This is a genomic window from Photobacterium sp. J15 (assembly GCF_963870815.1).
GTDB classification, from domain to species: Bacteria; Pseudomonadota; Gammaproteobacteria; order Enterobacterales; family Vibrionaceae; genus Photobacterium; species Photobacterium marinum.
The window spans coordinates 867,868-885,626 of the sequence record NZ_CAWMUI010000002.1 but is presented as its reverse complement, the minus strand read 5'-3'; the positions used below and the strand labels follow the sequence as shown (position 1 = coordinate 885,626).

Here is a 17,759-nt window from a genome sequence, read left to right as displayed (position 1 = left end):
AGCTCATGATTTCAGTCAGGAAATATTGAGGTCAATGCGAGAAAAAACATGAGATAAGACGGATACAGCGAAATTGAGTTAGCTAAATTACGCTTTTTTTTGGCATAATCCCGGTATCTTTATTCTGAATGAGCATGAAAGCAAACCAATGAAAATCCTGTCCCTGACCAAACGACTGTGTAGCATCGTGCTGCTAGCCGCTTGCGGTCTGAGCTCAACCGTTAGTGCCGCCAACTTCCCGTACAATTATCTTGAAGTTCGCGTACCGTTAAGCCCTGGGGGGTTAGGTGGGGCTTATAGCCAGCAATTTCATGAAAATGCCCACATGATTTTCGAAGCAGAAAGTACTTTTGAAGACGACTGGCATCTGGGTGGTGGTGTAGGCTTTAATGCTCCTGTTAATCAGTTCACCGATCTTACCGGGCAGCTGAAGCTGTTATCGATTAAAAATAAAGAGAGTGACACTGACGAGTTTGACAAAAAACTAGGCCGTTTCGCTACCGAACTGAACTTCACTCTTCATGCCTGGATCCTGCCTCAATTAGAAACAGGTGCAACGCTTGGTGTTATTACAGCCGAGGAAGACTATAACCTGTTTAGCGTTTTCGCCCGACTACATACCAGTGATGCCTTCTCAATGGGAGCAGAATTCAAAGTCAGCGGTATAGAAGATAACCAATTCGTGGTTTCGGTTCGCTATCCTTTCTAAGGAAATTATTCCAAATTCAAATACTTGAAGCGCGGTATATATGGCTAATAATCATATATACCGCGTTTTTATATCTTACTAATAAATAAAGATTTTACTTATCACTGGTCGTATTTTACCCGCTCCTATTTGCATCATTAATCTATCCAGCAATATTCATTCGATTGAAGTGCTACTCAACTCTCAATTTTGTAATGCAAATGGATAAGTTGCACAATTAAAGCGATCCAGATCTACCCATACCCCTTCATTTGTCCTTACTATCGGCAGCCATTCCCCCAACTGACAATAAGAACGACATAATGAAAAAGCATCTTTTAGCCTCAGCAATTTTTCTTTCGCTGGCAGGACCAACCTTCGCCGCAGACGGCGACATTGTAGATGTCACTATTCTCGGTACATCTGATATACACGGCCACTTCATGCCATGGGATTATGCTAGTGACAAACTGAATATGCGCGGCAGCCTGAGTCAGATAGCTACCAAGGTTAAAAAGATTCGCGGTGAGCAAGACAACGTTATTTTAGTTGACGCCGGTGACACCATTCAGGGCAACTTTGTTGAAACATTTAAAAATGAACCGGTTGATCCTATGATGCTCGGCTTCAACGAAATGAAGTATGACGTCTGGGTATTGGGTAACCACGAGTTCGATTTTGGCCTGAACGTATTAAACCGTTCGCTGACGCAATTTAAAGGCACATCACTGGGTGGCAACATCAAACGTCCAGACGGCAATCCATTCCTGCCTGCTTATACCATTATTGAAAAACAAGGCATCAAAATTGGCGTGATCGGCATGGACACACCGATGACTCAGGTCTTTGCTGAAGGTACTAACCGCCTGGAAGGTGTCACCTTCACTAACCCTTCGCTTGAAGTAAAGAAAGTGATTAAACAGATCGACGATAAAGTCGATGCGATTGTGCTTGTCGCCCATATGGGCCTGGATAACGAAAACAATATCCGCGCAACAGGTGTTACCGATATCGCCAATGACAACCCTGAGCTTGATGCTATTGTTGCAGGCCACATGCATACCCGCATCGATAAAGCGACAGTAAATGGCGTGATCATCACAGAACCAGATAAATACGGCCGCGCCCTGTCCCGCATTGATCTTCAATTTGAAGAAAAAGGCGGCAACTACACCCTGATTAACAAAGACAGCTTCACCTACAAGATCAAAGGCATTTCCTCTGACAAGAAAATGGAAGAGCTGTATGCGCCATACCACAAACGCCTGCGCGAAAATGCTAACCGTGTTATTGCCGAGCTAAGCGGTGTTGATCTGGTACCTGAAAACGAAATCAAAGGCATTCCACAGGTGCACATTCAGGATACCGGTATCAGTAAGCTGTTCCAGGAAGCCAGCATGTACTACGCGCCTGTTGCTAACGTAGTCGCATTGCAGATTGACAATGACAATGCTGAGCTGGATGTCGGCCAGATCAAAGCTAAAGACATCGCATACAACTACCAGTATGCAGGTGGTGAAATTACCGTTTATGAAATGACGGGGAAAGAGCTGAAGACTTACATGGAATGGTCAGCAGGCTATTTCAACAGCGTGAAAGACGGTGACGTAACTTACAGCTTTAACCCTGAGCGTCGCGCATCTAAATACTCCACCAACGATTTCTTTGCCGGTGTTACTTACGCCATTGATTTGACTGAACCAGCAGGCAAACGAATCAAAGATCTTCAGTTTGCGGACGGTAAGATGATCACCGATACCACACCTATCCGCCTTGGTATGAACAGCTATCGTATGGGTCACCTGACCAAAGCAGGTGGCATACTGGAAGGCCAATCGTTCCCTGTTCTGTTTGATACTGAAGCTGAATTTGGTGAAGAAGCAGGTACCATCCGTAACCTGACTATCCGCTACCTGACCGAAGTGAAGAAAGGTCACTATGAAGGCAAGCCGACGCATCGCTGGACGCTAAGCGGCCTTAACGGTTACAGCAAAGAACGCGAAGTCGTTAAACAACTAATCAATGAAGGTAAGATCTCCGTACCTACCAGCAAAGATGGCCGCTATACCAACGTTGCTTCGATCAACGTTAAAGACAAGATCTTTACTGATAAAGCTGAGTTTACAAACTACATTGCCAAACTTGAAAAGCAGTTGAAATCAGTAAAATCGGCAGCTGAAAAGCAGCAGATCGAGCGTGATATAATAATTGCTAAAGCGCTTAATAAAGGCTGATAACGAATCTTTAATCATATAATCCTTTATATTCCCTTCTTGCCTCCGGTTATGCCGGAGGCTTTTTTGTTCTAACTTCCTATTTGTTGAGTGAAATTTGCTCGCTGTCTCAATTTCGAATTTATCTGCAATCAAGATAATATGATTGTGATATCCAGCCGTATTTTAATTATTTCTTACAATAAAATCCCACACTAGCTAGAGTTGAATAGTTATTTACTCTAACTAATTTAATTTCTGCAAAACTAGAAACTAACCTGAATAAATCCACACTTCACTCAGACTGATTTACAAGGGGTTGTTATGAGTACCGAAGGAGCAACAGTCGACAGACCGGCGAAAAAGAAACTCAGTTTCCCTTCCGCCTACACGGTTCTGTTTTGTGTCGCCGCAATTGTGGCATTACTGACCTGGTTCGTAGATGCCGGTGTCTATAATAAGTTGTCCTATCAGGGCGACAGTTTCATGATCACCTATGCGGATGGCAGCACCAAAGATCTGCCCGCAACACAAGAAACACTGGATAGTGTCGGCATCAAAGCTGACCTCGAAAAATTCGTCAACGGCGATATTTACAAGCCAGTAGGTATTCCTAACTCCTACACTCCAGTTGAACCTAATCCACAGGGAATATTGGAACTGTTTAAAGCCCCAATCCAGGGTATGTATCAGTCTATTGATGTGGTATTTTTCGTCCTGGTTATTGGTGGCTTCATCGGTATTGTGAACCACTCAGGAGCATTCGGTGCTGGTATTAACCGCCTGTCACAAGTGATGACCGGCAGGGAAAAATGGCTGATCGTGATTGTAACGGCGCTGATCTCCCTGGGTGGTACCAGCTTCGGCATGGCAGAGGAAACCATCGCCTTCTACCCTATTCTTGTGCCTATCTTCATCGCCGCCGGATACGACGCAATTGTTGCACTAGCCGCCATCTACCTTGGTTCTTCAATCGGTACTATGTGTTCTACCGTGAACCCATTCAGTACCATCATCGCATCCAACGCTGCGGGTATTAACTGGACGCTGGGTCTGACTTCCCGTATGGCCTTGCTAACGGTCGGTACCATTGTTTGTATTCTCTACATTATCCGTTATGCACAGCGTGTTAAGGAAGATCCAACCAAGTCTCTTATCTACAGCCAGAAGAAAGAGATTGAAGAGCGCTTCCTGAAAAACTTCAATAAAGACGGTGGCACAACCAAGCTTGATAAGAAGCACAGCATCATCCTGACTCTGTTTGCTTCAACCTTCTTTATCATGGTTTACGGTGTTTCCAGCTTAGGCTGGTGGTTTGAGGAAATGACCACCCTATTCTTCGTTTCTTCTATTGTGATTGCACTGGTCGACCGCATTCCGGAAAAAGAGTTTGTTCGCGAATTTATTCAGGGTGCTAACGACTTACTCGGTGTAGCTCTGATCATTGCTATTGCACGTGGTGTAACAGTTCTGATGGACGGCGGTATGATCAGTGACTCTATCCTGAATGCCAGCGCCTCAATGGTTGATGGTATGGATAAAGGCCTGTTCATCGTTGTGATGATGTTCCTATTTGGCGGTGTCTCTTTCTTCGTGCCTTCTTCATCCGGCCTGGCTGTACTTTCTATGCCAATCATGGCTCCGCTGGCTGATGTCGTTGGTATTCCTCGCGACAATATCGTCAGCGCTTATCAGTTCGGTATGGGTCTGATGGCCTTCATTACACCAACCGGCCTGGTACTGGCATCACTGGCAATGGTGAATGTGACTTTCGATAAGTGGCTGAAGTTTGTTATGCCGCTACTGGGTATTCTCATTGCACTGTCTGCGGCGACACTGTTGATTAACGTCTATATCTAATCCTTATCACTTAGCATTGGCTAATTTCAAACACTCAACACTACAAAAAAGTGTTGAGTGTTTTTCTTTAAACCAGAATCCTCAAGTGTTCCCACTTCTGAGTCAATTTGAAAAACATCTCGTAACCATCGGTAATTCTTCCATTTTCAGCACAGAAAAAACCATCCGCGGCTATGATTAATAAATTACTTAAACCAACTAAAGCGAAAAGCGATGTCGGAAAACCAGCCTGAGCCTTTGGCACCCCAATTTACCGTTACTGCACTGCTCTATGATGAATTTGATTTACTGGAAGTCGCTGGCCCACTGGAAATGTTTGGCTTATTGCCTGAGTATTTCACCATTCAGCTTGTTTCTCAGCACGGCAAACCAGTGTGTAGTAAACAGGGCCCTCAACTGGTAGCTGATTACAGCGTTTACCACACTTTTCAAACCGATATTTTATTAGTGCCGGGAGGCCCCGGCGCACAAGATGCCATCAGAAACACAGTACTCATGAACTGGCTGCAGCAACACAGCAGCAAAACAGACTATATCTGCTCGATATGTACAGGTGCCGCCCTGCTTGCCCATGTCGGGCTGTTAAAAGAAAAGGCAGCAACAACCAATAAAAAGCGTTATCGCTGGGTTACCGGTTTTGGCAGTGAGATAAACTGGTATCCGGTAGCCCGGTGGGTCAAAGATGGACGGATCTATACCTCTTCAGGTATCTCCGCAGGAATTGATGTATCGCTGGCAATCATTTCACAGTTACTTAATGAAGACATTGCCCGTAAAACCGCAATTGAAGCTGAATATATCTGGGTCAATGACCCGACTGAAGACCCTTTTGCACCATTACATATTGTTCAATAACAAATGATTGGATTGATCCATAAGCTATTCCCACATGATATAGCACTCCTCCTTCTTGGCTTCTTTCAGCATTTCAATCAGGGGAATAGCACGGTTATAGAGGCCAATCATCGGTTCGACATCCTGGTCATCACAGTCATCAATATTCATCGCCGGATCATCACCGGCGTTCTGCTCAATTTCACGAACCCGATTAACCGCCTGCTGTAAGTTAACCAGTGCCTGAGGCACATTTTCAGCATCAATTGCACCGGGAATGTTTTCGCAAAATCCCATTAGCCTTAGCATTTGTTTGGCAACATCACCAAACATGATGATATTTCCGCTCACTTTACAATGAAAAGTCACCAACATAATAAGCTCCGATAAATTCTGCTTTCAAACAGTGAAACAATATAATTAAGACACTGTCTCTCTGCGTTTGTCTTTTCTTGCCAGGATATAACCAGTAACGGCCCCGGCTAAAGCACCGAACAAGTGACTTTCATAACTAACCCAGCTGTGATTCGGTATGAAGCCCCACACCATTGAGCCATAAAAGAACATCACAATGAGGGCTATCGCTATAGATTTTACGCTCCGGTACATAATGGCGTATACCAACAAATACGCCCACAAACCATAAACAATACCACTCATGCCAATGTGATAATTCATTCGCCCGAAAAGCCAGACTCCAATTCCGCTTCCGATCCAGCTAACCAGAAATACCCCCATAAAGCGGGCAAGACCAAAACTGGAAACCAAAAAGCCGAGAATACAGAATGACACTAAATTGCTGACTAAATGAGCTATGGAGCCGTGCAGAAACGGGTAGAAAATGATGCCGATAAAATGGCTAAAGTGACGAGGTAACACACCGAAATCATTCAGTTGCCCCCGAAAGAAAATATTCACAACATGGATAAGAACAGTAAAAATGCATATAAAGCCAATTACTTTCAAAGAATCACCAGAACTCCGACGCAATGCCATTCCCTCATCAGACCAAAAGCCATATCTCTACTTTCTTAAGTATAAATGGCAGACTAACAAGGATGTGGGATATTGCGCAAAGAGTTCTCTGATATTAGCAAGTTATATTTACCAAAATGACTGGCGTTGCTGGTAATCAATGTCTGTTTTTGAGCGCTGCCGCTTACCGGCTATAAAGAAGTTTCGTCCCAGCAGCAGGCGAATCTGACTCAGTGTCTCTCTGGCCAGCAGCCTCCGCTCACTGCCATTCCAGCAACGATTTGTTGTGTGTTTGATAGCGGCAAGTGCATCCGGTGAGGCCAGTTCTATTCTGCGACAAAACTCAAGTGCCGCAGCCATAGGATCATCACTGACATCAGTAACAAGAGATAGCTTCAGGGCCTGCTCACCAGATATGATTTCTCCCGTCATGGTTAGCTTCATGGCGACATCCTTGGAAACCACTTCCCTTAATGACATCAAACCCGCCATATCCGGCACCAGTCCCCAACGCACTTCCATGATGGATAATTCTGTGTCTGGCTTAACAAACCTGAAATCTGCACCCATTACAACCTGTAAACCACCACCGTAACAACGCCCTTCAATAACCGCTATCACAGGAACCGGAATCAAACGCCAGTTCCTCGAAACTCTCTGAGCTAAATTTGCATTACCGGGTAACCATTTTGCCAGCAAACGTAAGGCTTTCTGCTTTGATGTCGCAACGCTTTTGATATCAAGACCGCTGCTGAAAGTTCCGCCGTTACCGGTAAGGATCACGGCCCGAATGTCTTTACGCTTACGTAACTGTTTACTGATCAGATCCAACTCAATAAACATTTCCATATCCAGCGCATTAAGTTTATCCGTCCGGTTTAGTGCTACAGTGACGATTCCCTGGTGTTCTGTCACTTCAAGTCTTTTCCAAGCCATAACAGTCATCCTTATCTGGTCTGTCCAGTTAAATCTAACACACCATAAACAAAAGACTAAATAACAACCAGCAAAGAGATTGCAACAAATCAGCATAAAACCCTAACAATTAAAAGGTTTATGAGTCTTTTTTGCCCATGCAAATCAAACGACAATACAAACCTGTTGCATATTAATCTTTTCGCAGTACACTTCACTTTTATAAGAACGTAGTACGGTTAGGTTACACAAGACATGAAGCTTATTAGCAAACTTAGCTTGATATCTGCCCTATGTGGACTTGTGGCATGTAATGCGGAAAGCCGAATCGAACTTAAATCATTTGATATGGCTTCCGAGCGCCACAATGAGATCATTAGTGGCTATATTGTTACGGAGCAAAAGGACCTGCTATCCGTTCCTGAAGAATTTATTAAGATACACAATCTTTCACATCATCTTCTTGAGCAGCACTGGCTTCAGAACCCGAATTTCATCGGCGATGTGACTGAGCTAAAACGACTGTTCCGGGAAACTCGTTTGCCGGAAGCAGCCTCTTTTATTGCAACTTTGAATGCCACTAAACAGCGTTATCTGAACAACCTGGATAATGTAAACGCCATTGCCTTCGCGATGCAACGTGACGTGGACAAAGATCTGGACGGTTACCAAAACACACTAGAGCAGTTGCAACATAAGATCCAATTGCTGGAAACACCTGAAGAGGCATACCATAAAAAAGTGGCCAGCCTTGAGAAGGAAATACGTATCGAGTCCAAACGATATGGAGAGTTGAGTAAGTCGTTGCACGGTTCATTACAGAAAATCCTCGATGACTATATGCCCGGTTCTCAGCTGATTCATCAGCTCAAGTTTAATTATGACAACCTCCCTCATGCGATGTGCCGCCAGTTTAGAGGGATGTCTGAACTTGTACCGTCAATCAGTAGCAACTGTGTTTATATTAATCGCGACCAGATGTTGTCCGCTTTTCCTGCATCACTCGCAGATGAAGCTAATAAGGTCATTAATGAACACGTTCCTGATCTCTGGCGCAGCATGACAAGGTTGAATGGCTACTTTGATACCTCAACAAACAGTCAGTTTTTCAAAGACAATCTGAGAAGCCAACTGGCTAAAACACGTCAGGCTTTACGTGAAAAGCGGTATCTGGATCAGCAACAGTCAGAAAAACTACTCGAAAATTTCAAAATGCAACTAGCCTCTATAGAAGGAAAACGTAGCAAAGTGATTGATAAAGGTTACCTTGATCAGGAGCTGCGTGTTGATACAGCCTCAAAAGCCTTTATCCGGCTGATGAAAAAGGCGCAGTCACCAACTTTGCCGTATTCCGAAGTGTATTATGATGCAGGGCTTCAGGAGAGTTTCACTAAAGCCTATGCGAAGAAGTTGCTGACTGAGTACCCGGCAGAGCTGTATTTTACGGTTTCCTCTGACGGCGTATTCTCAATTCCCCGTGAGGCTGGTGCACAACAGCTTGTATTTAACTTTGCTGACAGCAGCCAGTACCTGACCTACGACGTTGTGATACAAAGCTCGCTGCCACAAGTCATTGATTCACAGGATCAGCACGCAGAAATGAGTTCACACTCGTTGTTAGATGAATTGAAAGGTCAGCTACAAAAACTCTGGGATTCTAAAGCCATTGCTTCTGCATCATATTAAGAGGTAATGAAAATTTCTCATTGTTAACACACATCTGAATATCGCGTCCCCCTACACTCAATTTTGAGTACGACTGTGAAGGGGGACAAGCTTGGAAGATAAAGTACTGATTGCTGATACTAAAGATATTCTCGATGCATTTGTTGATAACGGACTGCACAAAGAATTTGCCATCTATTGCCAATTTCCCCATACAGGTAAAGCGCTGGAAGATATTCAATTAAGAGATGCTCATTCCATTGAATTCAATGACGGATTCAGAATTCAAAACAACTAATCTGTCTAGTCCTAAAATAGGTTGACGCTTTTTTTATGAAGCCAGTAGGAAATCCCTGCTGGCTTTTTCATGCACTTCACTCGGGGTTTTCATTCCCAAGCTCATATGCGGCCTTAAGTCGTTATATATTGATATCGACTCTTTCACTAACTCCATGAGCTCCTTCATCGTATTGCATTGATAGAGCAGGAACTCATTCTTTAGGATCCCGTTAACCCGTTCTGCAAGGGCGTTTTGATAACAGTCATAACCATCCGTCATTGAAGGGGTCATGCCGTTGGCATTTAACTTTTCCTGATATTCTGACGAACAGTACTGTAGTCCTCTGTCTGAGTGATGGATGGTGGCAGCATTGGTTCGGCGGTTCATGATTGTCATGTCTAACGCCTTTACCACATCACTGGCCTTCATTTCATTACTCAGCTCATAACCCAGTATCTTTCGAGAGTAAGCATCCGTGACTAACGAAAGGTAGTGCGTCCCTTCATCGGTTTTTACATAGGTGATATCGCTGACAACAACTTCTTCTACATGGCTAACTGTTCTTTCTTTTAGCAAGTTAGGATGCTTTCTAAGCCAGTGTTTGCTGTTAGTTGTCTTGGTGTAGTTCCTTCTTGGCTTGACCAACATATTTTCGTTTTTTAAATATTTAAATAAGCCGTCTCGCCCCAACTTTATTCCTTGCCGCTTAAGCTGGGCTTAATCAACAGATATAGCTTACGAGTGCCGACTCGTGGCATAAACTGCCGCCAGTACATCACCATTTCTTTCACTGGCAAAAGCTCGTCAGCACGCGCCTCCAGGCGTCGTTTCCATTGATACACCGCTTGCCGGGATAAGTTGAACAGCCTGCATGCAGAAGCCAGTTTTACTTTCCCTTGTTCTTTGGCAAGCCAGAGCGTTCGGCTAAGTACTTTTTTTCTAAATCTATGCCATGTTCTTTCTTAAGAATTTCCACCATGTCGCCATAAATCATGTTCTTCATTTCGGCATTGGCGAGGGCTTTTTCAAGTCGCTTAATTTTTTGCGCTGGCGTTTCTTTGGATTTCGACATAGAAGGAAAGTGCTCAATTGGTTTCGACCAATCCAACTTACCATGCTTTCTCAGCCAGACAAGAACTGTACTTCGCCCTTGGATGCCATAGCACGTTTGAGCTTGTTTGTATGTCATCTCGCCTTTTTCAACTTGGGCTACGACAGCCAATTTAAAGCCCATTGTGTAATCTCGCTGGGTGCGCTTTTTTGTTGAGTTACTTGAAGAGTTCATAGATAAGTCTCCAAAGTGTCAACTTATCTCAGGACGGAACAATCTCATTAAAAAAGCCTCCGATTGATACCGGAGGCTTTTTTATCAATGCTCTCAATAATTCCTAAAACATGTCTTACTGAAGTATCTCTTCAGCGGCAAAATCATTCCTTGTTTTATTCGCATAAGCTACCAGCGATAACATCACAGGCACTTCAACCAAGACACCAACAACGGTGGCCAGTGCCGCACCAGAATGAATTCCAAACAAGCTGATCGCCACAGCTACCGCCAACTCAAAGAAATTGGATGCACCGATCATACTGCCCGGCGCAGCAACACAATGTGGCTGTTTCCATTTTTTCATCCAGCGGTATGTGATGATGAAAATCAGATATGTCTGCACCAGAAGCGGAATCGCAATCAGCACTATATCTACCGGATTATCAAGGATAGTCTGAGCCTGAAAACCAAATAGTAGAATAACAGTACCGACAAGACCCATAATCGAAAGCGGCTTCATGGTTGCAGCCAAGTGGTTTAGCTTTTCTGGTTGTTTCACAAAATGGCGGGTTACAACACCGGCTACCAGCGGAATCACAACAAACAACGCCACTGACAACAGCAAGGTATCCCATGGAACAGTCACATCGGTAACACCCAGTAAAAATGCAGCAATCGGCGCAAAAGCCACAACCATAATCAAATCGTTAATCGCTACCTGCGCCAGCGTATAGTTGGCATCCCCTTTCGTCAGCTGGCTCCAGACAAATACCATTGCTGTACAAGGTGCCACGCCAAGCAGGATCATGCCGGCAATATACTCTTCTGCCAACGCCGAAGAGATGAAATCACCAAAAACATAGCGCATGAAGAACATAGCTAGCAGAGCCATCGTGAATGGTTTAATCAACCAGTTCACAACAATAGTGATCATCAAACCTTTAGGACGACGATGTATATTACGAACAGCGGTAAAGTCTACCTGCATCATCATCGGGTAAATCATTAGCCAGATAAGTACCGCTATCACCATATTGATTTGTGCGTACTGCAAATCGCCAAGGAAAGAAAATGCTTCAGGAAAAAATGCCCCACCGACAAGGCCGACTAGCATACCCAGCCCTACCCACACACTTAAAAAACGTTCAAAGATACCCATATTTTCACCACTAGAAAACAACCAAATAGTTAATCGTCGATAGACGATATTGATTTTCTTAAAAAAGGCCATCGTAGATGACCCTTAGCTAGCCTGTTGAATTACAAATAAGACAAAAGCTCACGGAATTGATCCAGCTTTGCCTGATCGACAGAAAAACATATTCTCGGAGGATTCGGCTCTGCAATGACAAAACCCGCAACCTTTAAAATTCTGAGATGTTCAGAAACGGTAGACTGCGCCAGCCCCAACTCGCTTACCAAATCGCTGTTCAGGCAACCTTGTTGCCGTGCCAGAATGCGTAGAATTCGAATTCGGGCCGGATGAGCCAGCGCTTTTGCTGCATTAGCCAGCGCCTGCTCCTTCACTTCATCTACTTCAACCACAGCCAGATCGGTAACACAAGGCATAAGAACATCTCATTTCGATAATCGTCGAAACACGATGATAATCCCTTAACCGAAGCTATGTCAATGATCAGTTGGCTATACTTAAACGCATAAACAATATCAATCAACGAACTGGGAACAACGCTATGGCTACGGTTACTGTATTGCGAGCTGCCGTTCTTATATCTTCCCTGACAGCATGTAGCTCAGGAGTTGTCACTGATTACAACATTCAGCTCGATTACAATCAGTTTAAAACTTACCAGTTCCCTGAAAATACCACTAATTCCGTCATAACATTAGATTCCGCACGTGTAGAAAAAGCCATTAAATTGCAGCTTGATAGCAAAGGAATGAAGAAAACAGACAACAATGCCGATATCATTGTTCATCACTACATTCAGCAGCAATCTGACTTTCGTTCATATGGTACAACTGTCGGCTTTGGTTATCGCTATCGTCATGTCGGAATGGCTTACAGCAGTCCAAGTCAATTCAGAGAATACAGATATGGAAAACTGGTTGTAGAGCTGATTGAAAACACGAGTAATAACATTGTATGGAAAGCAATTTCACAACGTAAATTAACAGAAACAATGACTCCTGGTTCCAGAAATGAATTTATTGATGAGCAAATATCAAAAATGTTCAAAAGCTACCCGCCACAAAAATCAGTAACAAACTAAACCGAGTGCCTTACTTTATAATCAAAGCTTTTTCGAACATTAAATTATATTCAAATCCACTCGTAGTTCATATTGACATATAAATCAACACAAAGTATCAAACAGCCACCATATGTAAATTGTCTCAAAAACAAGAATCACAAGAAAATATCAGATAAAAAAGTGCCATCCGTTATTAATTCCAGTCTTAATCTGAACCCCACCTCACCACCATATAATAAAATACACTTAATATACAGTTAGTTAGACAGCTACAACCTACAAAGAAAAATATAAATACAACCTTTTTATGATTCTTGGATTTTTTTAACCTATAGGCTACGTTTAAAGTGTCTTAGCAATAAGGCATTAATGAGGAGACTCATTACTTTCAATCAAGGAGTATTTAGCATGAATAGCTTAAAAAATTATCTAATCGAATTTTGCCGTGATGAAGAAGGTTTGACTACCGTTGAGTACGCTGTCGCCGGTTCCCTTGTAGCTGCTGCACTTGTCACCGCATTTACTGAACTTGGTGAACAGGTTGATACCGTTATTGATGGTATCACCACGGACCTTGGTGGTACTCCGACTCAGTAATAAATAATGACTGAGACTATATTCCCCACAGCAGAACATACTATTAAATAAGAAACGTTTTAGGGAATAATTATGAATACATTAGTGCTTGCCATAATAATGTACGCTGCCATGAATGACCTTAGAGATTGCAAAATCCCTAATCTAGCAGTTATCAGCATTATTATTATTGGTTTGACACAATCAGCCATGGCATCTCTCGACTTGTATTCTGGTTACTCCATTTCTTTTTCTGATTCATGTCTTGGTTTTATTACCGGACTTATTATCTGTATGTTTCTTCATGCCGTGGGGTTGTTTGGCGCCGGAGATGCTAAATTATTAGCATCTCTCGGCACCATTATTGGCTTCCCTAATATTATATTATTAATTGCACTGGCAATATTTACGGCTGGTTTATTATCAATACTAAGATTAGCCTGCTACGGCGAATTTAAAGATTTATGTCTTCGTTGGTTTAATGCCATCGCCTACAAAAATTACCAGTCACCTGAAACCGGTTCTATTGCACTAAGCGCTATACCTATGGGCGGAGCGATATTACTCGCCACTATGTTCTGTCACTTTTATTTGCTCTAATTCATTCTGAGGAATCATCATGTCAACTATCGCCTCCTCTATAACTGAACATGGCAACCAGCCCATAAATATTACTAGTAAGCCCAGAACGTTGGAGCAAACTGGTATCCCAACTCGCGTTATTGAATCTCTGCTTATAAAGCACTTATCACAAGCCACAGATCTTGACCTCGTCAGCCTATCACAAAAACTGGGCTTACCCGGAAATCTGGTTGAACAACTGCTACAAAAGCAAAAAAGTGAAGCATTAATTGAGGTTCGTACTGATGGCCGTTTTGGCAACGCAATGCGCTTTGGACTAACCCAGAAAGGTATGATTCATGCCCAGCATGAGTTGATGAGAGACGGCTACCTCGGCCCGGCCCCCATTTCTATCGCTACTTACCGTGATCTGGTTGTCAGCCAGTCATCTAAAAATGAATCTGTCACTCCGGAAATATTACGTGAGGGATTAAATGACCTAATCCTTCCGGAAAATATCGTGGGTCAGGTAGGCCCAGCACTGAATTCAGGCAGAGCTATTTTTATCTACGGCCTTCCCGGTACAGGTAAAACATATATATCTCGCCGCTTAGTCCGGTTATTTCAGTCGAATGTTTTTATTCCTTACGCCGTATGTATCGGCAATCAGGTATTACAGGTTTTTGACCCCATCATCCATAATCCAATCAAAAGTAAGGTTCAGCAGTCACTGCGATTAGATGATGGTTATGATGATCGGCTTGTACTTTGCTCCCGTCCTGAAGTCGTTGTTGGTGGTGAACTGACATCTGAAATGCTCGAGGTAAGCGTTGACCCGACATTTCGTATCAATCGTGCGCCACTACAAATGAAAGCTAACAATGGTATTTTGCTGATTGATGACCTTGGCCGTCAAAAAGTCGCAGTCGATGCCATCCTTAACCGTTGGATCATTCCGCTAGAAGAGCGCATAGACTACCTGTCGATGGCATCAGGTGAGCATTTTGATATCCCCTTTGAGCAAGTGCTGGTTTTTTCATCCAATATCCACCCGGCCAAACTTGCAGATGACGCTTTCTTACGCCGAATTGGATACAAAATTAATTTCGGCCCTATTTCACAGGAAGATTACACCACTCTCTGGCACCAGGAGTGCGAAAAGCATGGCCTGACAACGTCCGGTGATGGTGTTCCTTTCGTAATTAATCAGCTTCATAAAGTTCATAACATACCACTGCTTCCCTGCTACCCGCGAGACTTAGTGGCCATGTGCAGCAACCAAATCAGCTTTTATCAGCACCCTCCTCTGATTAACCCTGAGTTAATCGAGACCGTTTGGGGCTGCTATTTTGTCGACCATGACCAGGCAGGAGGAACTCATGGCGAAAGGTAAACTATTTCTGATGCTATTTGTGTCAATTTTGATGGGTACCGGCGCTTTGTTATTGGCTAATAACTGGATCCAGAAAAAGCAGGCAATTCTTACCACACAAACCACCGCTGATCCGGAAGTGATTGAAGTGGTTAAAGAGGAGCCCCGTGTTGCCAGGGTGATAGCTCAACAAAATATCCCACTGGGCACCAGACTTGAGTCCAAGCATGTCACCATTGAGTACTACCCTGAAGAACTGGTGGCAGATAAGGGTTACAGCAACCCGTCTCAGGTGCTAGGCATGCTGACCAAAAATGAGCTCTTTCAGGGCGATATCCTTCGCCAGGAGCGGCTTGCTCTACCCGGAGAAGGGACAACACTGGCCGCTTTGATTTCTCCGAACATGCGTGCGGTAACCATTCGAGTTAATGATGTTATCGGTGTAGCCGGTTTCCTGCTGCCCGGTGATTATGTCGATGTCATTTATGCGCAAGAAAAAGTCGGTCGGGCTCGCACCGTACTGAAGAAAATCAAGATCCTAGCGGTAGACCAGACCGCACGGACTGATGATTCAAAACCAATCATAGTCCGGGCCGTGACACTAGAACTGACCCCCAAGCAGGCCGAAGCTCTGATTTCTTCGAAAGCTAAAGGTGAATTACAGCTGTCATTGCGAAATCCGAATGACTTGGATGAAAAGCCAAAACGTGTTTACCGGCGGACCACGGAATCAGTCACCGTCATTAAAGGCACAGATACAAGCCGTGTCAGTGTAAGGATTTAAATAGCAGGGAGTAAATGACATGGAAGGACAACCAATGAAAACTGTCAGTCAAAATTGGTTACTGGTCATTTCGATATTTCTGACGAGCATTGTCTTTAGTGCCTACAGCTTTGCTGCACGAACTCAAAGTGTTGCTGTACCACAAAACAAATCTCGACTGGTCGAAATCCCCGGTAGCGCGAAAAAAATCTCGGTAGGTAATCCGGAAGTTGCCGATATTCTGATTCTGCGTTCAAACAAAATTTATGTTCTTGGTAAAAAGCTTGGCACCACCAACGTGATTGTGTGGGATTCCCGGGATCGCTTAATCACAGTGCTTGATGTAGAGGTGACACACGACCTGAATGCATTGAAAGCAAAACTGTATGAGTTCATGCCAAATGAAAAAATTTCTGTCTATACCAGCCAGAGTAAGCTAGCCCTGAGTGGTGAGGTCAGCAGTGCTGAAAAAATAGCGACAGCGGTTGAAATCGCCAACACCTTCACCACAGAAAAAGAAGGTAAAGAAAAAGGCATCATCAACCTGATGAAAGTCAGCGGCTCACACCAGATTATGCTGGAAGTAACTGTCGCTGAAGTTCAGCGCTCTCTAGTACGTGAATTTGATTCTAAGTTCATCTTTACCCGTAACGGTAATAACTGGACCTGGGGTGGTGTTAACGGTGGCGCCAGTTTCCCGGATGCCGTCGCTACCGACGGAAGTCGCTTCCCGATTTTCAACCCTGGCAATGGCGCAGTTATTGGGCCGGTTGTTGATGAAATTGCCCCTAACCCGCTGAATATTGATGACAACGGCCTGTTTGCCAGCTACCTGAGTGGCGATACATTATTCACCGCGGCATTCAATATTGCCAAAACAAATGGTCTTGCCAAAGTTCTTGCCGAGCCAACCTTAACCTCATTAAGTGGTGAGCAGGCTGAATTCATCTCTGGTGGTGAATTCCCAATCCCGGTACCAAACGACGATAACGTTACCATTGAGTTCAAAGAATTTGGTGTTGGTTTGAAGTTTTTACCAACCGTTGTTTCTAACGACAGCATTAATCTGGCTCTGAACATCGAGGTCAGTGAAATTGCCAATCAGAATGCGGTAACTCTGACCCCATCAGGTACAGGTTCTCAGTTCTTTATCCCGTCATTAACTAAGCGAGGCGCAAAAACAACTGTTGAGCTTGGTAACGGACAAACCATTGGTATTGCTGGCTTACTAAATGAAAACATCACAGATGTTGTCGACAAACTGCCGGGCCTTGGTGACCTGCCAATCATCGGCCAGCTGTTTCGCAGTCAGGCATTCCGTAAAGGTGAAACAGAGCTCATCATTTTAGTTACGCCTCGTCTTGCCAAACCTATTCGTCGACAAGACATTTCATTACCAACAGATAACTTTGTTGAGCCCAATGACTGGGAATATTACCTGCTTGGTCGAATGAGTGAGCTGAAACAGAAAGATGTTTCGCCAAACAACTACTCTCAAACTGTTTCCAGTACTCCGGCGACCTTATCACCAAATTCTGGTTCAGAAGGTCAATTTGGCCATAGTTTATAGGAGG

At 43.8% G+C, this 17,759-nt stretch carries 17 protein-coding genes and 1 pseudogene; 12 read left to right on the top strand and 6 right to left on the bottom strand.

The genetic code is table 11. The annotated features are described in order from the left end of the window. Positions 1 to 148: 148 nt before the first annotated feature. The 4 genes from AACQ93_RS20875 to AACQ93_RS20860 all read left to right on the top strand — a co-directional run bounded on the left by AACQ93_RS20875 (position 149) and on the right by AACQ93_RS20860 (position 5,616). A complete protein-coding gene (locus AACQ93_RS20875; RefSeq protein WP_084419368.1) occupies positions 149 to 709 on the top strand; it encodes a hypothetical protein in 561 nt (186 codons plus the stop codon). A 302-nt stretch (positions 710 to 1,011) separates the two neighbouring features. Then, entirely contained in the window at positions 1,012 to 2,922 is a 1,911-nt protein-coding gene (locus AACQ93_RS20870) for a bifunctional metallophosphatase/5'-nucleotidase (RefSeq protein WP_064608425.1), read from the top strand. Positions 2,923 to 3,225: 303 nt separating this feature from the next. Next, a complete protein-coding gene (locus tag AACQ93_RS20865) occupies positions 3,226 to 4,761 on the top strand; it encodes a YfcC family protein (protein WP_007465912.1) in 1,536 nt (511 codons plus the stop codon). A gap of 213 nt (positions 4,762 to 4,974) precedes the next feature. Then, positions 4,975 to 5,616 carry a DJ-1/PfpI family protein gene (locus AACQ93_RS20860; protein WP_064608423.1) on the top strand — a complete coding sequence of 214 codons (642 nt, stop codon included), beginning with the start codon at positions 4,975 to 4,977 and terminating at the stop codon, positions 5,614 to 5,616. Between the two features lie 24 nt (positions 5,617 to 5,640). Here AACQ93_RS20860 and AACQ93_RS20855 read toward each other — a convergent pair whose 3' ends face one another. The 3 genes from AACQ93_RS20855 to AACQ93_RS20845 all read right to left on the bottom strand — a co-directional run bounded on the left by AACQ93_RS20855 (position 5,641) and on the right by AACQ93_RS20845 (position 7,506). Continuing rightward, positions 5,641 to 5,970: a DUF1840 domain-containing protein gene (locus AACQ93_RS20855; RefSeq protein WP_064608421.1), complete on the bottom strand. Its 330-nt coding sequence runs from the start codon at positions 5,968 to 5,970 to the stop codon at positions 5,641 to 5,643. Positions 5,971 to 6,015: 45 nt separating this feature from the next. After that, the gene (locus AACQ93_RS20850) at positions 6,016 to 6,591 is read right to left on the bottom strand and encodes a rhomboid family intramembrane serine protease (RefSeq protein WP_064608419.1); all 576 of its coding nucleotides are present in this window, start codon (positions 6,589 to 6,591) and stop codon (positions 6,016 to 6,018) included. Between the two features lie 108 nt (positions 6,592 to 6,699). Beyond that, positions 6,700 to 7,506: a crotonase/enoyl-CoA hydratase family protein gene (locus AACQ93_RS20845; protein WP_064608417.1), complete on the bottom strand. Its 807-nt coding sequence runs from the start codon at positions 7,504 to 7,506 to the stop codon at positions 6,700 to 6,702. A gap of 282 nt (positions 7,507 to 7,788) precedes the next feature. Here AACQ93_RS20845 and AACQ93_RS20840 point away from each other — a divergent pair, with 282 nt between their 5' ends. Continuing rightward, on the top strand, positions 7,789 to 9,171 hold the full coding sequence (locus AACQ93_RS20840) for a hypothetical protein (protein WP_157097617.1): 1,383 nt from the start codon (positions 7,789 to 7,791) through the stop codon (positions 9,169 to 9,171). 91 nt (positions 9,172 to 9,262) lie between these two features. Then, the gene (locus AACQ93_RS20835; RefSeq protein WP_007465926.1) at positions 9,263 to 9,448 is read left to right on the top strand and encodes a hypothetical protein; all 186 of its coding nucleotides are present in this window, start codon (positions 9,263 to 9,265) and stop codon (positions 9,446 to 9,448) included. Positions 9,449 to 9,481: 33 nt separating this feature from the next. Here AACQ93_RS20835 and AACQ93_RS20830 read toward each other — a convergent pair. The 3 genes and pseudogenes from AACQ93_RS20830 to AACQ93_RS20820 all read right to left on the bottom strand — a co-directional run bounded on the left by AACQ93_RS20830 (position 9,482) and on the right by AACQ93_RS20820 (position 12,266). Next, a pseudogene (locus AACQ93_RS20830) lies at positions 9,482 to 10,715 on the bottom strand (IS3 family transposase). Between the two features lie 115 nt (positions 10,716 to 10,830). Next, a complete protein-coding gene (arsB, locus tag AACQ93_RS20825; RefSeq protein WP_064609644.1) occupies positions 10,831 to 11,856 on the bottom strand; it encodes an ACR3 family arsenite efflux transporter in 1,026 nt (341 codons plus the stop codon). 101 nt (positions 11,857 to 11,957) lie between these two features. Continuing rightward, positions 11,958 to 12,266: an ArsR/SmtB family transcription factor gene (locus tag AACQ93_RS20820; protein ID WP_064608412.1), complete on the bottom strand. Its 309-nt coding sequence runs from the start codon at positions 12,264 to 12,266 to the stop codon at positions 11,958 to 11,960. Between the two features lie 125 nt (positions 12,267 to 12,391). Here AACQ93_RS20820 and AACQ93_RS20815 point away from each other — a divergent pair, with 125 nt between their 5' ends. The 6 genes from AACQ93_RS20815 to AACQ93_RS20790 all read left to right on the top strand — a co-directional run bounded on the left by AACQ93_RS20815 (position 12,392) and on the right by AACQ93_RS20790 (position 17,755). After that, positions 12,392 to 12,931 carry a DUF4136 domain-containing protein gene (locus tag AACQ93_RS20815; protein ID WP_064608410.1) on the top strand — a complete coding sequence of 180 codons (540 nt, stop codon included), beginning with the start codon at positions 12,392 to 12,394 and terminating at the stop codon, positions 12,929 to 12,931. 390 nt (positions 12,932 to 13,321) lie between these two features. Next, positions 13,322 to 13,510, top strand: a complete 189-nt coding sequence (locus AACQ93_RS20810; RefSeq protein ID WP_064608408.1) for a Flp family type IVb pilin — start codon at positions 13,322 to 13,324, stop codon at positions 13,508 to 13,510. A gap of 72 nt (positions 13,511 to 13,582) precedes the next feature. Next, positions 13,583 to 14,089 (top strand): A24 family peptidase, encoded by a 507-nt coding sequence (locus tag AACQ93_RS20805; protein WP_064608406.1) that lies wholly within the window; start codon positions 13,583 to 13,585, stop codon positions 14,087 to 14,089. A gap of 19 nt (positions 14,090 to 14,108) precedes the next feature. Continuing rightward, positions 14,109 to 15,443, top strand: a complete 1,335-nt coding sequence (locus AACQ93_RS20800; protein ID WP_064608405.1) for a hypothetical protein — start codon at positions 14,109 to 14,111, stop codon at positions 15,441 to 15,443. Next, positions 15,430 to 16,206, top strand: a complete 777-nt coding sequence (gene cpaB / locus AACQ93_RS20795) for a Flp pilus assembly protein CpaB (RefSeq protein ID WP_007466029.1) — start codon at positions 15,430 to 15,432, stop codon at positions 16,204 to 16,206. Before AACQ93_RS20800 ends, cpaB begins: the two co-directional genes overlap by 14 nt. Positions 16,207 to 16,225: 19 nt before the next feature. Beyond that, the gene (locus tag AACQ93_RS20790) at positions 16,226 to 17,755 is read left to right on the top strand and encodes a type II and III secretion system protein family protein (RefSeq protein ID WP_084419366.1); all 1,530 of its coding nucleotides are present in this window, start codon (positions 16,226 to 16,228) and stop codon (positions 17,753 to 17,755) included. The last annotated feature ends 4 nt before the right edge of the window (positions 17,756 to 17,759 follow it).

Excerpts from the sequence above, each read along its gene's own strand:
- AACQ93_RS20865 (WP_007465912.1), top strand. The coding sequence starts at position 3,226 with ATGAGTACCGAAGGAGCAACAGTCGACAGACCGGCGAAAAAGAAACTC.
- cpaB (WP_007466029.1), top strand. The coding sequence starts at position 15,430 with ATGGCGAAAGGTAAACTATTTCTGATGCTATTTGTGTCAATTTTGATG.
- AACQ93_RS20845 (WP_064608417.1), bottom strand. The coding sequence starts at position 7,506 with ATGGCTTGGAAAAGACTTGAAGTGACAGAACACCAGGGAATCGTCACT.
- AACQ93_RS20860 (WP_064608423.1), top strand. The coding sequence starts at position 4,975 with ATGTCGGAAAACCAGCCTGAGCCTTTGGCACCCCAATTTACCGTTACT.
- AACQ93_RS20805 (WP_064608406.1), top strand. The coding sequence starts at position 13,583 with ATGAATACATTAGTGCTTGCCATAATAATGTACGCTGCCATGAATGAC.
- AACQ93_RS20815 (WP_064608410.1), top strand. The coding sequence starts at position 12,392 with ATGGCTACGGTTACTGTATTGCGAGCTGCCGTTCTTATATCTTCCCTG.
- AACQ93_RS20800 (WP_064608405.1), top strand. The coding sequence starts at position 14,109 with ATGTCAACTATCGCCTCCTCTATAACTGAACATGGCAACCAGCCCATA.
- AACQ93_RS20875 (WP_084419368.1), top strand. The coding sequence starts at position 149 with ATGAAAATCCTGTCCCTGACCAAACGACTGTGTAGCATCGTGCTGCTA.
- AACQ93_RS20810 (WP_064608408.1), top strand. The coding sequence starts at position 13,322 with ATGAATAGCTTAAAAAATTATCTAATCGAATTTTGCCGTGATGAAGAA.
- AACQ93_RS20850 (WP_064608419.1), bottom strand. The coding sequence starts at position 6,591 with ATGGCATTGCGTCGGAGTTCTGGTGATTCTTTGAAAGTAATTGGCTTT.
- AACQ93_RS20870 (WP_064608425.1), top strand. The coding sequence starts at position 1,012 with ATGAAAAAGCATCTTTTAGCCTCAGCAATTTTTCTTTCGCTGGCAGGA.
- AACQ93_RS20820 (WP_064608412.1), bottom strand. The coding sequence starts at position 12,266 with ATGCCTTGTGTTACCGATCTGGCTGTGGTTGAAGTAGATGAAGTGAAG.
- AACQ93_RS20790 (WP_084419366.1), top strand. The coding sequence starts at position 16,226 with ATGGAAGGACAACCAATGAAAACTGTCAGTCAAAATTGGTTACTGGTC.
- AACQ93_RS20855 (WP_064608421.1), bottom strand. The coding sequence starts at position 5,970 with ATGTTGGTGACTTTTCATTGTAAAGTGAGCGGAAATATCATCATGTTT.
- arsB (WP_064609644.1), bottom strand. The coding sequence starts at position 11,856 with ATGGGTATCTTTGAACGTTTTTTAAGTGTGTGGGTAGGGCTGGGTATG.